General features: G+C 70.0%; 10 protein-coding genes. 6 read left to right on the plus strand and 4 right to left on the minus strand.

Annotated features, from left to right (window positions below; genetic code table 11):
* Window positions 1-215: 215 nt before the first annotated feature.
* Complete coding sequence (locus P7L68_RS10260; RefSeq protein WP_372004844.1) at window positions 216-1,586, plus strand: aspartate aminotransferase family protein; 1,371 nt, start codon at window positions 216-218, stop codon at window positions 1,584-1,586.
* A 73-nt stretch (window positions 1,587-1,659) separates the two neighbouring features.
* Here the strand turns inward: P7L68_RS10260 and P7L68_RS10265 are convergent, their stop codons facing one another.
* The 4 genes from P7L68_RS10265 to P7L68_RS10280 form a co-directional block, all read right to left on the minus strand.
* Window positions 1,660-5,445 carry an AAA family ATPase gene (locus P7L68_RS10265; protein ID WP_372004846.1) on the minus strand — a complete coding sequence of 1,262 codons (3,786 nt, stop codon included), beginning with the start codon at window positions 5,443-5,445 and terminating at the stop codon, window positions 1,660-1,662.
* On the minus strand, window positions 5,445-6,692 hold the full coding sequence (locus P7L68_RS10270; RefSeq protein ID WP_372004848.1) for an exonuclease SbcCD subunit D C-terminal domain-containing protein: 1,248 nt from the start codon (window positions 6,690-6,692) through the stop codon (window positions 5,445-5,447). The genes P7L68_RS10265 and P7L68_RS10270 overlap by 1 nt, the downstream gene beginning before the upstream one ends.
* A gap of 118 nt (window positions 6,693-6,810) precedes the next feature.
* The gene (locus P7L68_RS10275; RefSeq protein ID WP_372004850.1) at window positions 6,811-7,377 is read right to left on the minus strand and encodes a DedA family protein; all 567 of its coding nucleotides are present in this window, start codon (window positions 7,375-7,377) and stop codon (window positions 6,811-6,813) included.
* A gap of 128 nt (window positions 7,378-7,505) precedes the next feature.
* Window positions 7,506-8,402, minus strand: coding sequence for an AraC family transcriptional regulator N-terminal domain-containing protein (locus P7L68_RS10280; RefSeq protein ID WP_372004852.1), 897 nt, complete (start codon window positions 8,400-8,402; stop codon window positions 7,506-7,508).
* A gap of 239 nt (window positions 8,403-8,641) precedes the next feature.
* On the opposite strand from P7L68_RS10280, the gene P7L68_RS10285 reads away from it, so the two are divergent.
* From P7L68_RS10285 to P7L68_RS10305, 5 genes are all read left to right on the plus strand, one after another.
* On the plus strand, window positions 8,642-9,106 hold the full coding sequence (locus tag P7L68_RS10285) for a (2Fe-2S)-binding protein (RefSeq protein ID WP_372004854.1): 465 nt from the start codon (window positions 8,642-8,644) through the stop codon (window positions 9,104-9,106).
* A gap of 9 nt (window positions 9,107-9,115) precedes the next feature.
* Complete coding sequence (locus tag P7L68_RS10290; protein ID WP_372004857.1) at window positions 9,116-11,434, plus strand: molybdopterin cofactor-binding domain-containing protein; 2,319 nt, start codon at window positions 9,116-9,118, stop codon at window positions 11,432-11,434.
* 58 nt (window positions 11,435-11,492) lie between these two features.
* Window positions 11,493-12,071: a class I SAM-dependent methyltransferase gene (locus P7L68_RS10295; RefSeq protein ID WP_372004859.1), complete on the plus strand. Its 579-nt coding sequence runs from the start codon at window positions 11,493-11,495 to the stop codon at window positions 12,069-12,071.
* A 50-nt stretch (window positions 12,072-12,121) separates the two neighbouring features.
* Complete coding sequence (locus tag P7L68_RS10300) at window positions 12,122-13,036, plus strand: SDR family oxidoreductase (protein ID WP_372004861.1); 915 nt, start codon at window positions 12,122-12,124, stop codon at window positions 13,034-13,036.
* Window positions 13,037-13,261: 225 nt separating this feature from the next.
* The gene (locus P7L68_RS10305; RefSeq protein WP_372006813.1) at window positions 13,262-14,437 is read left to right on the plus strand and encodes an ABC transporter substrate-binding protein; all 1,176 of its coding nucleotides are present in this window, start codon (window positions 13,262-13,264) and stop codon (window positions 14,435-14,437) included.
* The last annotated feature ends 37 nt before the right edge of the window (window positions 14,438-14,474 follow it).

Raw genomic sequence — 14,474 nt, forward strand, 5'->3', positions numbered from 1 at the left:
CGCCCCAGTATTGCACGAAAACGGGACAGGAAAGCGAGCGGTCCGGAATCCGGCCGGACGGGGGCGTGCGGGCCTTGCGGCCGCGGGGAACAGTGGAGGGCCGTGGTTCCATCGAATGGCCGGCGCTGGACCTGTCGCGGCCACGCGAAACGGCGTAGCTCAGGGGACGATCACGGGCCTGTTGCCACAGGCCCGACCGAACCGGAGCCGTCACGATGTCTGAAAACGACCTGTCCCATATCGTCGAAGCCGATCGCGCCCATGTCTGGCACCATCTTGTGCAACATCGGGTCTTCGATGCCCGCGACCCGCGGATCATCGTCGAGGGCAAGGGCATGTCGGTCTGGGACCAGAACGGCCGCCAGTTCCTGGATGCGCTGTCGGGTGGCGTGTGGACGGTGAATGTCGGCTACGGCCGCGAGAGCATCGCCAATGCGGTGCGCGACCAGCTGATGAAGATCAACTATTTCGCCGGTTCCGCGGGCTCGATCCCGGGCGCGCGCTTCGCCGAGCGGCTGATCTCGAAGATGCCGGGCATGAGCCGGGTCTATTACTGCAATTCGGGCAGCGAGGCGAACGAGAAGGCGTTCAAGATGGTGCGCCAGATCGCGGCCCGGCGCTATGGCGGCAAGAAGCACAAGATCCTGTTCCGCGAGCGCGACTATCACGGCACCACCATCACGGCGCTGTCCGCCTGCGGCCAGCCCCAGCGCGCCGAACAGTACGGGCCGTTCACCCCCGGCTTCGTCGAGGTGCCGCACTGCCTGGAATATCGCAAGCAGTGGGATGTGGAGAATTACGGCGAGCGCGCGGCCGATGCGATCGAAGAGGTGATCCTGCGCGAAGGCCCCGACACCGTCGGCGCCATCTGCCTGGAGCCGATCACCGCCGGCGGCGGCGTGATCACCCCGCCCGAGGGCTATTGGCAGCGGGTGCAGGAGATCTGCCGGAAGTATGACGTGCTGCTGCATATCGACGAGGTGGTCTGCGGTGTCGGCCGGACCGGCAAATGGTTCGGCTATCAGAATTACGGCGTCGAACCCGACATGGTGACCATGGCCAAGGGCGTCGCCTCGGGCTATGCCGCGATCGCCTGCCTGGTGACGACCGAGGCGGTGTTCGACATGTTCCGCGAGGATGCCGCCGACCCGCTGTCCTATTTCCGCGACATCTCCACCTTCGGCGGCTGCACCGCGGGCCCCGCGGCGGCGCTGGAGAACATGCGGATCATCGAGGACGAGGGCCTGCTGGAGAACACCCGGGTCATGGGCGCGCGGCTGATGGAGGGCCTGCAGGCGCTGAAGGACAAGCACGCCATGGTGGGCGATGTCCGCGGCGCCGGCCTGTTCGCCGGTGCCGAACTGGTCGCCGATCGCGAGACCCGCGAGCCGCTGGCGGAAGCCCGCGTCCAGGCGGTGATCGCGGCCTGTGATGCCGAAGGCGTGCTGGTCGGCATGACCAACCGCTCGCTGCCCGGCTTCAACAACACCCTGTGCTTCAGCCCGGCGCTGATCGCGACCGCCGACGACATCGACCACATCCTGGCGACGGTCGACGGCGCGCTGACCAAAGTGGCTGCCGCCTGATCGGAGGCCGGCTGACGGACCGAAGGGGGACGCCTGCGGGCGTCCCCCTTTTTTCGTGCGGAGACGCGCGACCCTAGCCCGCGACCACCTCCACCCCCGACCGCCCGGCACCCCGGGGGATGACGCGGATCTGGACCGGGATGCGGTCCTTCAACGCCTCGACATGGCTGATCACCGCGACCCGGCGGCCGGTGGCCTGCAGGCGTTCGAGCATCGAGATCGCCATGGCCAGCGCCTCGGGGTCGAGCGCGCCGAAACCCTCGTCGATGAACAGGCTTTCGATGGCGAGCCCGCGGCCGGCGGAAATGTCGGCGAGGCCCAGGGCCAGCGCCAGGCTGACCAGAAAGCGCTCGCCGCCCGAGAGGTTGTGCACCGCGCGCGCCTCGTCGGCCATGTCGTGGTCGACCACCTCCAGCGCCATTTCGGCGCCCTCCATGCGGCGCAGCGCATAGCGCGGGTGCAACTCGCCCAGATGGCGGTTGGCACCGGCGACCAGCCGGTCGAGGGTGAGCGACTGGGCGAAGCGGCGGAATTTCGTGCCGTCGGCGGCGCCGATCAGCTCGTTCAGCTGCGCCCAGACCTCTGCCGCGGCCCGGGCCTCGGCCAGCGCCGCGGTGAGCCGGCCGGCGGCGGCGCGGCGGGTGTCGTCGTCGGCGAGCACCTGTTCGGCCCGGCGGCAGGCGGTCTCGGCTGCGGTGCAGGCCTCCACCGCCTCGGCACGGGCGGCCTCCGCCACCGCGCGCAGGCCGGTATCGGCCCCCGAGGCGATGGTGTCGGGATCGGCGAGATGGCGGTCCAGATCCTCCTGCCGGGCCCGCAACGTGGCCTCGGCCTCGGCCACGCTGCGGGCGAGCGCGTCGAGGCGGCGGGCCTCGGCATCGAGCGCCGGGGCGCCGGCTGCGATCACCCGGCGCAGGCTGTCGGGATCCATGTCGAGCGCTGCGCGGGCGGCGTCGAGCGCGGCATCGGCGGCGGTGGATGCGTCCGCGGCGGCAGCCACCGCCGCCTCTGCCTGATCGCGGGCTTCGAGCGCCCGGGCATGGGCGGCCGCGGCCTCGGTGACGCGGGTGAGGGCGGTATCGAGCGCCGTGCGGGCGGCATTGCGGGCGGCCTCGGCCTCGGCCTCGACCATGGCCACGGACCGGCCGTCGAGCAGGGCGGCACGGGCAGCCTGCAAGGCCGCATGGGTGCGGGTGCGTTCCTCGGCGAGCGCCACGGCGCGGCCGGCGGCCTCGGCGGCGGCTTCGGCATGGGCCCGGGCCGCGGCATGATCGGGGGCAAGGCGGGTCCGCTCGGCGCGGGCGGCCTCGGCCTCGGCCCGCGCCTCGGCCAGGTCTGCGGCGTGGCGGCGGATCAGGGCGGCGAAGCCCGCGGCATCGGCGGCCAGATGCTCCCGCCAGTCGGGCCGGGCGGTGCCGAGCAGGACGGCCAGCCGCTCGTCCAGCCGGCCGATGCGGGCCTCGACATCGGCGCGGCGCTGTTCGCTGCGGGCGATCGCGGCCCCGGCTTCGGCCCGGCGCGCGGCCAGGGTGGTGAGTGTTTCGGCGGCCGCATCGCGATCGCGGGTGGCGGCGGTATGGTCGCGGCGAAGGCCGGTCGCCCGGGTGGCGGCGGCGTCGATCGCGGTGATCCGGGCCTCTGCCGCCTCGATCGCATCGGCGACCGCCTCGCGCCAGCCGGCGAGACGGGCGGCCGGCGGCCGATGGTCGGTCGTTCCGTGAGCGGCTTCAGCGGCGGGCAGCGGCGGCAGGGCATCCAGGCCCGCCTCAGCCGCGGCGTCGGCCAGCCGGATGAGCAGGGCCTCGTGGTCGGCGGTCGCAGCGGCAAGGGTTTCCGCCGAGGTGTCCCCGGCGGTGGCGGCATCGGCGGCGCGGCGGGTTTCGGCGTGCGCACGCTCTTCCGCCCGGGCGAGGGCGGTGGTGAGGGCGGCGAGTTCGGCCCTGAGTGCGGCCACACGGGCGCGGTCGGCGTCGAGCCGTCGGGCGAGCAGATCGTCGATCGCCCGGGTCGGATGATCGGTCGATCCGCAGACCGGGCAGGGCGCGCCCGGGATCAGCAGGGCGCGCAGCCGGCCGGCATGGTCTTCGGCCGCGGCTGCGGACAGATCGGCGGCCCGGCCGGCCTCGTCGAGCCGGGCTTCGACCACGGGCAGGGCAGTGCGGTGGCGGTCGGCCTCGGCGGTTGCGGCCGCAGCGGCCTGTGTTGCGTCTTCGGCCGTGGCGGCATGGGCGTCGCGGGCGCGGGCGGCCTCGAACGCCGCGACCATCACTTCCGAGAGGTCGTCGAGATGATGATCGATCTGAATCAGCCGGTCGCGGCGGCGGCGCAGCGTGCGTGCCTCGGCCTGGTCGGCCGCGGCTTCGGCGGCGGCGATCGCCTGGTCGAGTTCGGCCATGCGGGTGGCGGCGGCATCGCGGGCGGCGGCAAGGCGCCCGGCCTCGGCCGCATCGGCGCGATCACGGGCCTGAAGATCGTCGAGCCCGGCGGTCAGCCGGCGCATCTCGTCATCGAGGGGCGCACGCTCCAGGATGGTTTCGGCCGCGGCCTCCGGATCGGAGACCGGTGGGGCTGTGGCCTCCAGCGCGGCCAGCCGGGTACGGGCTGCGGTTTCGCGGGCCTGGGCCTCGGCGATGGCGGCGGCCAGCCGGTCGGAGGCTGCCTGATGGGCGGCGGCGGCGTCTGCGGCCGCTTCGGCGTCACGGCGGGCCTGGCCGAGCGCCCGTGCCGCCGTGTCGAGCTGGTCGTCCAGCCGCCGCGCCTCGGCCAGATGCGGGGCGCGGGCGGCGTCTTCGTCCCGGCCGCGGCCGACGGCCTCTTCCGCCGCCGCCCGGGCAGCGAGGGCCGTCTGATGGTCGGCCTCGGCCTTGACGAGGGCGTCGGTCGCCGCGCTCAGCCGGTCGCGGGTCCCGGCCAGCCGGGCCGTTGCGGCATCCGCCGCAGCCAGCTCGGCCCGTGCCGCCAGGGCGGCGCGGTTGCGGGCCAGACGGTCACGGTCGGGGGCGGCGGCGGCGTCGGCGCCGCGGGCAGCCTCCAGGGCCTCGGCCGCGGCGGCACGGGCGGCCTCCAGCGCCAGGCGGCGATCGACCCGCCGCAGGGTCTCGGCGGCGACCTCCTGCCGCGCACGGGCGGTGGCGAGGGCCTGACGCGCCGCCTCTGCGGTGGCCTCGGCCTCGGCCCGGGCGGTCTCGTCGAGCGGCTGATGCTCGCCCAGCTGAAGGCGGATGCGGTCGATCTCGGCCTGGGCAGCCTTGTTGCGCTCGAAGGCGGCGATGGAGATGCGGCTGTAAATATTTGTGCCGGTTATCTTTTCCAGAACGTCCGCGCGCTCTTTCCCCGTGGCGCGCAGGAAGGCGTCGAAGTCGCCCTGGGCGAGCAGCACCGACCGGCGGAACTGGTCGAAGTCGAGCCCGATCCGGGCCGCGATCTCGATGCCGGCCTCACGCTTGCTATTGGCCACGACCTGATCTGCGTCCAGATCGATGAGCACCCGCTTTGCCGCCTGCAGCGTGCCGGTGGCCTTGCCGTGGGCGCGGCGCACGCTCCAGCCGGCCCGGTAGCGACGACCGTCGCGGCCGACGAAATCAACCTCGGCCTCGGCCTCGCCAGCGCCGTGGCTCAACACCCGACGGCCGTCATGGAGCCCCACCTCCATCGGTTGATCCTTGCTCGCGGCGGGGCTCCTGGGCAAGGCATCGTAGAGCGCCAGGCAGACGGCATCGAGCAGGGTGGACTTGCCGGCCCCGGTCGGGCCGGTGATCGCGAGGATGCCGGCATGGGCGAGCGGCGGCGCCTCGAAATCGACGGTGAAATCGTCCTGAAGGCTGGCGAGGTTGCGGCCGCGGATCCGGAGCAGGCGCATCAGGCGGTCTCCTCCGCATCGGTATCGGGGCCTGTATGGGCGTCGGCGAGAAGTTCGGCAAAGGCGCGGGCCAGCGCATCGGGCGGGTCGGCGTCGAAATGCTGGCGGTGCAGCCGGGCGAAGACCTCGGCCGGGCCGATCTCGTCGAGGGCGGGCGGCAGGCTGGCGCCGTCGGCGAGGCTGCCGCCGCTGCCGCGGCTGAGCGCACGCACCCGGGCGAGGCGCACCGGCACATCACCCAGCGCCTCGGCCACCCGGCGGCGGAGATCGGGGACCGGGGTGTCGATCGCGACCACGACCTCCAGATAGGGGCGGAGATCGGGGCTCTCGGGCAGGTCGACCTCAAGGCCGGCGACCGCCGCGAGGGCGGCCTCGGGGTCGAGCGCGCCGGTCTCGGGCACGCGCAGGAAGGCGACCGGGCGGGGCACCGGGATCAGCCGATGGGCTGCGGGACCCTGGCCGTCGGTCTCGACCAGCACCACCGAATGGCGATAGCTGCGCTCCGCCATCGACATCGGAAAGGGGGCGCCGGCATAGCGCAGCGGCATGGCGGCTTTCAGCCCCTGGGCGCGATGCAGATGGCCGAGGGCGATATAGGCATAGCCCTTGGGGAAGAGGTCGGGCGACAGCGCCTCCTCGCCGCCGATCATCACCGGGCGCTCGCTTTCGGCCGAGACGTCGCCGCCGGTGACATGGAGATGGCCGGTTGCGATCACCGGCAGATCGGGGAAGCGATCGCGGGCGGCGCTGAGGGCTTCGGCATAGATGTCGGCAAGCGCCGAGGCGCCGCCGCCATCGACCGGCAGATCCCCCGGGCGGGGATAGGCGATGGCGGCGACCACGGCAGCGGTGCGGCCGGTGGCATCGGTGAGCGGCACCAGCGTGCGGGCGGGATCGGGGCGGCCGTCACTGCGGGGCAGGGCGCCGAAGATCGAGATCCGCGACCGGTCGAGCAGCGGGGCCGGCAGTTCAAGACGGCTGGGGCCGTCGTGATTGCCGCCCACGATCACGATATCGAGCCCGGGCCGGCGGGCCAGCGCCGTGTTCAGGAAGCGGTAAAGCCGCTGCTGGGCGGCGACCGGCGGGTTGACCGTGTCGTAGACATCCCCCGCCACGATCAGCGCATCGACCGCCTCGTCATCCAGCGTGTCGAGCAGCCAGGCGAGAAAACGGTCGTGCTCGGCGCCGCGGTCGAAACCGTGCAGCTCCTGGCCCAGATGCCAGTCGGCGGTGTGAAGGATGCGCATGCCCGCTCCGGTCCGCTCCGGTCTGCGCCGGGGCCGTTTCGCCCGCGGCGGGAAGTGGAAGAGCGGACGATACACGCGACGGACGGGGAAGCGGAAGAGGCTGCGGCCCGGATCGGGATCAGCCGGGGCGTCGCATCAGCCGCCAGACCAGGAAGGCGGTGACCTCGACCGCCAGCACGGCGGCGGCGAACCACATCATCACCTGGGTGGTGTCCATCCGGCTTTCGGCCAGCACGTCGCCCAGCACAACCAGCGGCGTGTTCCAGAGCGCGGTGCCGACGATGGTGGCTGCCAGATAGGGACGGAAGGGCAGGCGCATCACGCCCGCCGGCAGGCCGATGAAGATCCGGACCGTGGGGATGGTCTGCGCGATCAGCGTCACCAGGAAGGGGCGGCTGCCATAGGCGTCGCGCATCCGGTCATAGAGCTGGGGGGTGAGCAGGATGTAGCGGCCATGGCGGGCAACGAAGCGCTCGGTGCGCTCCGACAGCACCCGGCCGACCCAGTACCAGCCAATGGCCCCCACCACCGATCCGATCGTGGCCGCCACGACGGTCGCGACGATGCCGCCTTCCATCTGATCACCCAGCGCCCCGAAGGCGGCGAGCATCACATAGGAGGGGATGATCGGCACGTATTTCTCGGCGAAGGCCAGAAAGGCCACCCCCGCGAGACCGGCGGACATCAGCAGATCGATGATGGATTGCGGCATGGATTGAGGGCGCGCGGCCCCTCCGGACGGTGGTTCACCGCCTGTTCATATCATGCCCTGCGGTCGGAGGGCAGTGACCAGATCGCGGCGGTGACGGGGGATCAAAGCTGCACGGGCAGGCCCTTCAGGAACATGGCGTCCTTCTTGGGCGCCGTCCCGAACAGCCGTGTGTATTCCCGGCTGAACTGCGAAGGACTTTCATAGCCGACGCGGAAGGCGGCGCTGGTGACGCTGGCAGATTCCGCCACCATCAGGCGCCGCGCTTCCAGAAGCCGCAGCTGCTTGTGATATTGCAGCGGTGTCATCGAGGTCAGCGTCTTGAAGTGCTGATGGAAGGACGACACACCCATGCGGGCGGCATGTGCCAGCTCCTCGATGCTGAGTGGCTGCCCGACATTCCCGCGCATCAGATGGATCGCTTCCGCGATGCGCTGGGTGTGGCTGCCGGCGCGCGCGATCTTGCAGATCTCGCCGCCATTCGGGCCCGACAGAAGCCGGTAATACAATTCCCTGACGGTGGCGGGGTAGAGAACGGGAACCGCATCGGGCGTCTCGAACAGCTGTACCAGCCGGATAAGGCAATCCTGAACCGGGTCCGACAGTTCCTCGACGAAGACGCCGAGCCGTTCTTCCGCCGGCCGTGGAGGCGAGAGCATCTGATCGAGGACCTCGCGCAGCAGGGCGATGTCGAATTCGATGGTCATGCCGAGGAAGGGCTCCGCCTTCGTGGCCTGCGTCACGCTGCCGAACCCCGGCAGGCCGATGCTGATGATCAGTGCGGTTCCGGCCGAATAGTCGAAGCTCCGATCTTCAAGTTCGATGCGCTTGGCGCCCTGAACGACCACGCAGAGCGACGGCTTGTAAGCCTTGCGGAAGGGCATGCGCTCTTTCGTGCTGCACATGAGGATGACGTCCTGAACCGCTGTCCGCGAGACCGCGTCGGGGCCGCCGTGGCCGGCCACATAGCGCGCCACCACCTCCCTCAATTCCTGCCGCATCGTGATGCTCCCGCCGGTGTCGATACGGGAAAAGCCTAGGCACGAATTCCGCGTCGCACCAGCACCTTGGAGAATCAGGCAAGTTTTTTGCGCGTTCCGGCATGAAGGGCCGGGCCTTCGTTTTCATCTTCCAGAGATGCAACAGGCTGGAGGTCGATGATGACGGGCAGAGATGTCGGATGTGCACCGCAGATCAGGGTCAGCCTGGCCCTGGCGGGAACCGGTCGTGGAGGCGCCGGATGGTCGCGCTGAAGGTGAACGGCCGCCGGGTCGAGGTCGCGGCACCGGATCACAAGCCGCTGCTCTGGGTGCTGCGCGAGGATCTGGGGGTGCTTGGCCCCAAATACGGCTGCGGCGTGGGGGAGTGTGGCGCCTGTCGGGTCCTGGTCGATGGCGAGGCGATACGGTCCTGCATGCATCCGATCGGCAGCCTCGGCGGCGCGTCGGTGGTGACCGTCGAAGGGCTCGCGGATCCGGACGGCAGGCTGTCGGCGGTCCAGCAGGCATGGATCGACGAGCAGGTCCCCCAATGCGGGTACTGCCAGCCGGGCTTCATCATCGCCGCAACGGAACTTCTGGCCCGGACCCCAGCGCCCACCGATGCCGAGATCGACGAGGCGATCACCAACATCTGTCGCTGTGGCACCTATCCGCGCATCCGCCGCGCGATCCACCGTGCCGCCTCCATGATGACCCGGACGTAAGGTGTTCCCATGCCCCGTCTTCTGTCCCGACGCACTTTCCTGTGGACCGGCGCCGCGCTGGGCGGCACGGCGCTGGTCGCCGCGGTCGGTGGTGCCGGCTATCTTGCGACCATCGATGTGGACGGGCGCATAAGCTCCGTCGACGGCGACGGTGCCGCACTCAACGCCTTCCTGACCATCCATGGCGACGGCCGCGTGGTCGTCCAGGTCCCGAAGACCGAGATGGGGCAGGGCATCCATACCGGGCTCGCCATGGTCGTGGCGGAAGAGCTGGACATTCCCTTTGACGATCGCATCCGGGTGAAGTTCCCGGTCGAGCCGCTGCCGGCCTATTCCAACTGGTTCAATATTCTGCGCGTGCGTCCGGAAGAGGCGAGCGGGCCGGTGGTCTGGGTCGGGCGGCGCGTGCTCGGCCTGGCGGGCTTCATCGCGACCGGCGCTTCGGCGTCGACCATGGCGCTGTGGCATCCCATGCGGGTCGCGGGCGCGTCGGCGCGTCACATGCTGCTCGCGGCGGGCGCGGCGCGGCTCGGCGTGCCCGTCGATCAGCTTTCGACCGGCGACGGCAATGTCCGGCACGACGGGTCCGGCCGCAGCCTGTCCTATGGCGACCTTGCGCGCGACGCCGCCTTCATGCCGCCGCCCGACGATCCGCCGCTGAAGCCGGCGGCCGAATGGCGGGTGATGGGCAGGTACCAGCCCCGGGTGGACGTGCCGGCCAAGGTCAGAGGCGAGCCCGTCTTCGGCATCGATGTCGTCCGTCCTGGGATGCTGCATGCCACGATCCGCCACGCTCCCGTGTTCGGGGCAGGTGTCGCACGCGTCATCAACGCCGCCGAGGTGCGTCGCGAACCCGGGGTTGTGGATGTCGTGGTCATCGACGGCAAGAGTGTCGCGGTGGTCGGTGATCAGTGGTGGCAGGCCGAGAGTGCCGCCCGACGCCTGGAGATCGCGTGGACGCCGATCGAGGCGGATCACGTGTCCGACAGCACGCTGTCCGCAGCGCTCAAGGCCGGGCTGCGCAGCGAGACCCCCTATGAACACGTCGACATGGGAGATGTGGATGCGGCCATCGCAGCCGACCCGGCACGCCTGGTCGAGGCCACCTGTGACGTTCCTTTCGTGACCCATGCCTGCATGGAGCCGATGAATGCCACGGTGATCATCCGGCCGGACGGGTCGGCGGAAGCCTGGGTGCCGTCGCAATCGCCCATGAGCGTGCGGAACGGGATACGCAGCGGCGCCGGCCGCGCCGGCGTCAGCGTCGCCGACATCACCTGCAACATCACGATGAACGGCGGCGGATTCGGGCGCCGCAGCGACCAGGATGTGGTCGCGCAGGCCGCGTATCTTGCGGCACGCCATCGCGGACGGCCGGTCAAACTGGTCTGGCCGCGTGAAGAGGATATCGGTCGCGGCCTGTTCCGCAGCCATGCGGCGGCACGGCTGCGCGCGGTGCTGGGCCCGGACGGCCTGCCCGTCGCCTGGGATGCGCTGGTCGCGACGCAGTCGGTCATACATTCGGTCGCCAGCCGGAACCTGCCGTTCACGCCGGGTCCCGACGGCGACCGCCTGGCGATCGAAGGGCTGGAGACGCCCTATTACGCCATCCCCAACCGGCGTGTTCGCAGCCAAAACGTCCCCAGCCATGTGCCGATCGGTCTGTGGCGATCGAACGGGTTTTCCTTCAACACCTTCTTCACCGAGAGCTTCATCGACGACTGCGCGCTGACGGCGGGGATCGATCCGCTGGACTATCGCCGGGCACTTCTGCGCGACAGTCCGCGTCACCTGCGCGTCCTGGAGCACGTGGCCGGGATGGCCGGATGGGGCAGCTCCATGGCAACGGGCCGCGGGCGCGGCATCGCCATCGAGGAATGCTATCGAAGCGTGGTGGCGCAGGTGGCTGAGGTCACGGTCGCCGGGGATGGTGAGATCACCGTGGACCGGGTGTTCTGCGCGATCGATGCGGGGCTGGTGATCAATCCCGACGGGGTGAAGGCCCAGATGGAGGGCGGCATCGTCTTCGGTGTCACCTCCGCGCTGAACAGCAGGATCACGCTGGAGAACGGTGCGGTGGTGCAGTCGAACTTCCACGACTTTCCCATGCAGCGCCTGCACAACGCCCCCGACATCACGGTCGACATCATGGGCAGCGACCTGCCACCGGGAGGTGCGGGGGAACCCGGCGTCGTTCCCGTGGCGGCGGCGATTGCAAATGCGGTTCATGCCGCGACCGGCCGGCGTCTGCGCTCCCTGCCGCTGGCCACCACCGAGACCGTGGGTGACGGGCGCACACGGACCGTCCTGCGCCCGGCAGCGACCTGATCCGATCACGCCAGACGCATTGGTCTTCGGACCCTTATCCATGAAACGGAGCACATCCATGCTCTTCGACCAAGCCCGTTTTTTTCGCGCCTGGCTGGCGAACCCGTTGCGCGTGGCGGCGCTGACACCCTCGGGTCCCCCACTGGCGCGGCTGATCACCAGCGAAATCGGGGTCTCTCAGGCCCCGATCCTCGAACTCGGTCCCGGGACCGGCGTCTTCACCCAGGCCCTGATCGATCGCGGGATCGATGAGCGGGATCTGATCCTGGTCGAATTCGACGAGACGTTCGTGACGCTCCTGAAGAAGCGGTTTCCACGGGCAAACATCGTCCATGCCAGCGCGGCGCGGCTTTCAGGGCTGAGGCTGTTTTCCGGTGTGAAAGCGGGGGCCGTCGTCAGCGGTCTCGGTCTGCTGTCGATGTCGACCCGTACCGTGTTCGCAATTCTCGCCGGCGCATTCGCCGGTCTTGGTCCGTCAGGCGCGTTCTATCAGTTCACCTACGGCCCGCGATGCCCGATCGAGCGGCCGATCCTCGATCGTCTCGGCCTCGAGTCGCAACGTCTCGGCGGCACGCTGTGCAATCTTCCTCCGGCCGCCGTCTATCGTGTCGTCCGCCGCGATCCTTTGTCGGTCTGAAGAACAGGCCATGGCCGTGACGCGGCAAGACTCTCAGGAATTGTACCCACATGACTATGCGCAGCATGAACGACATCCCGTTCCAGGGCGGACGCACGGCGGTCATCACCGGCACCGGTGGCCTCGGCTATGAAGCGGCTCGCGCGCTTTGCCGCGCCGGGGCGCAGGTGATCCTGGCCGGACGCAATGCGGCAAAGGGGGTCGACGCCGTCGGACGGATCCGTGCCGCCATGCCGGGCGTCCGCATCACCTTCGAGCATCTCGATCTCGCCAGCCTCGATTCGGTCGCCGATTTCTGTGCCCGGTTGGATGCGACATGGGGAACGCTCGATCTGCTTATCAACAATGCCGGTGTGATGGTCCCGCCCAGACGACAGCAGACGGCGGATGGCTTCGAGCTGCAATGGGGGGTCAACTATCTCGGTCATTTCGCCCTCACGGCCCATCTTCTGCCATTGCTCAGGACCGGCAGAAATCCCCGCGTGGTCAGCCTGTCGAGCATCGCCGCCCGCAACGGCACGATCGATTTCGACGATCTGAATGCGGCGCGCAGCTACAGACCAATGCCGGCCTACAGTCAGTCGAAGCTCGCATGCCTGATGTTCGCGCTTGAACTGCAGCGGCGCAGTGAGGCTGCCGGCTGGGGCATCACGAGCATGGCCGCTCATCCGGGTGTCTCCCGCACCGGTCTGCTGCACAACGGACCCGGCCGCCGGAGCCTGTCCGGCATGGCGAGGACGTATCTGTGGTTCCTGTTTCAGTCCGCAGAACGGGGGGCCTTGCCCATGCTCTACGCGGCGACCTCACCCGAGGCGACAGGTGGCGGCTACTACGGCCCCGACCGGATGAGCGAACTCCGCGGCTTCCCGGCCCCTGCCCGAATTCCGCCGCAGGCGGAGGATCGCGAGGCAGCGGCACGATTGTGGGAGGTTTCGCAGGTCCTGGCGCGGGTCCGGTTCGCCTAGGAAGGCAGCCGGCATGGTGCATGCCGGCGGGCCTCCATGGCCAGGCCGGATCAAAGCGGGTGGACTTTTGCTCTGAATAAGCATTACCTGTGCGGGACAGGATGGTCCGGCGCCCGTGCGGGGTCTGCGGGGCCGTTGCGGAGAGCCCGTTGCGGAGAGAGTTTGCTCATGACCAGGATCCAGCTTTCCCGCGCCGTGCTGGCGGCGCTTGGTGTCGTGGCCGGGATGGCGGCGGCGGGGGCGCCCGTGCGGGCTGCCGATTCGGGCCGGGCGGGGCCGATCCGGGTGGGCGAGGTCAACAGCTATTCGGCGCTGCCGGCCTTCACCGAGCCTTATCGCAAGGGCTGGCAGCTGGCGCTGGAAGAGGTGAATGCGGCCGGCGGGGTGCTGGGGCGGCCGCTGGAATTCGTCTCACGCGATGATGCCGGCAAGCCGGCCGATGCGCTGAATGCGGTGAACGAGCTGGTGACGCGGGAAGAGGTGGCGCTGGTCGCCGGAACCTTCTTTTCGCATGTGGGCCTTGCGGTTGCCGATTACGCTGCGCGGCGCGACGTGTTCTTCCTGGCGGCGGAGCCGCTGACCGATGCGCTGGTCTGGTCGAAGGGCAATGACGTCACCTTCCGCCTGAGGCCAAGCAACCACATGCAGGCGGCGATGCTGGCCGAAGAGGCGGCGAAGCTGCCGGCGAAGCGCTGGGCGACCATCGCGCCCAATTACGAATACGGCCAGTCGGCCGTGGCCGAGTTCCGCAAGCTGCTGTCGGAAAAGCGGCCCGACATCGAATGGGTGGCGGAGCAGTGGCCGCCGCAGGGCAAGATCGATGCGGGCCCGGTGGTGCAGGCGATCGCGGCGGCCGGGCCCGAGGCGATCCTGAACGTGACCTTCGGCCCCGATCTGGTGAAGCTGGTCCGCGAGGGCACGACCCGCGGCCTGTTCAAGGACCGGTCGGTGGTCAGCTTCCTGACCGGCGAGCCGGAATATCTGGACCCGCTGGGCGCCGAGGCGCCGGAAGGCTGGATCGTCACCGGCTACCCCTGGTATGCGATCGATACGCCCGAGCACAAGGCGTTCCTGGAGGCCTATCAGGCGCGCTGGAACGATCATCCGCGGCTGGGATCGATCGTCGGCTATGTGACGGTGAAGTCGATCGCGGCGATCATCGCGAAGGCGAAGTCGACCGACACCGCGGCGCTGGTCGAGGCGGCGAAGGGGGTGGCGGTGGACACGCCCTTCGGCCCCATCACCTATCGCGCCGCCGATCATCAGTCGACGCTGGGCGCCTTCGTCGGCCGCACGGCGGTGGTCGACGGCAAGGGGCGGATGGTCGATGCGGTCTATCGCGACGGCGCCCGCTACCTGCCGGCAGAGGCCGAGGCGGCGAAGCTCCGGCCGGGCGGCTGAGCCGGTCTCTGCCACCCTCGCACATGCGCGGGCATCC

This window comes from Tistrella mobilis (assembly GCF_041468085.1).
Lineage (GTDB): Bacteria > Pseudomonadota > Alphaproteobacteria > Tistrellales > Tistrellaceae > Tistrella > Tistrella mobilis_A.

What these genes read in the sequence shown, in the direction of transcription:
- P7L68_RS10260 (WP_372004844.1), top strand. Translation starts at nt 216, where the DNA reads ATGTCTGAAAACGACCTGTCCCATATCGTCGAAGCCGATCGCGCCCAT.
- P7L68_RS10265 (WP_372004846.1), bottom strand. Translation starts at nt 5,445, where the DNA reads ATGCGCCTGCTCCGGATCCGCGGCCGCAACCTCGCCAGCCTTCAGGAC.
- P7L68_RS10270 (WP_372004848.1), bottom strand. Translation starts at nt 6,692, where the DNA reads ATGCGCATCCTTCACACCGCCGACTGGCATCTGGGCCAGGAGCTGCAC.
- P7L68_RS10275 (WP_372004850.1), bottom strand. Translation starts at nt 7,377, where the DNA reads ATGTCCGCCGGTCTCGCGGGGGTGGCCTTTCTGGCCTTCGCCGAGAAA.
- P7L68_RS10280 (WP_372004852.1), bottom strand. Translation starts at nt 8,402, where the DNA reads ATGCGGCAGGAATTGAGGGAGGTGGTGGCGCGCTATGTGGCCGGCCAC.
- P7L68_RS10285 (WP_372004854.1), top strand. Translation starts at nt 8,642, where the DNA reads ATGGTCGCGCTGAAGGTGAACGGCCGCCGGGTCGAGGTCGCGGCACCG.
- P7L68_RS10290 (WP_372004857.1), top strand. Translation starts at nt 9,116, where the DNA reads ATGCCCCGTCTTCTGTCCCGACGCACTTTCCTGTGGACCGGCGCCGCG.
- P7L68_RS10295 (WP_372004859.1), top strand. Translation starts at nt 11,493, where the DNA reads ATGCTCTTCGACCAAGCCCGTTTTTTTCGCGCCTGGCTGGCGAACCCG.
- P7L68_RS10300 (WP_372004861.1), top strand. Translation starts at nt 12,122, where the DNA reads ATGACTATGCGCAGCATGAACGACATCCCGTTCCAGGGCGGACGCACG.
- P7L68_RS10305 (WP_372006813.1), top strand. Translation starts at nt 13,262, where the DNA reads ATGGCGGCGGCGGGGGCGCCCGTGCGGGCTGCCGATTCGGGCCGGGCG.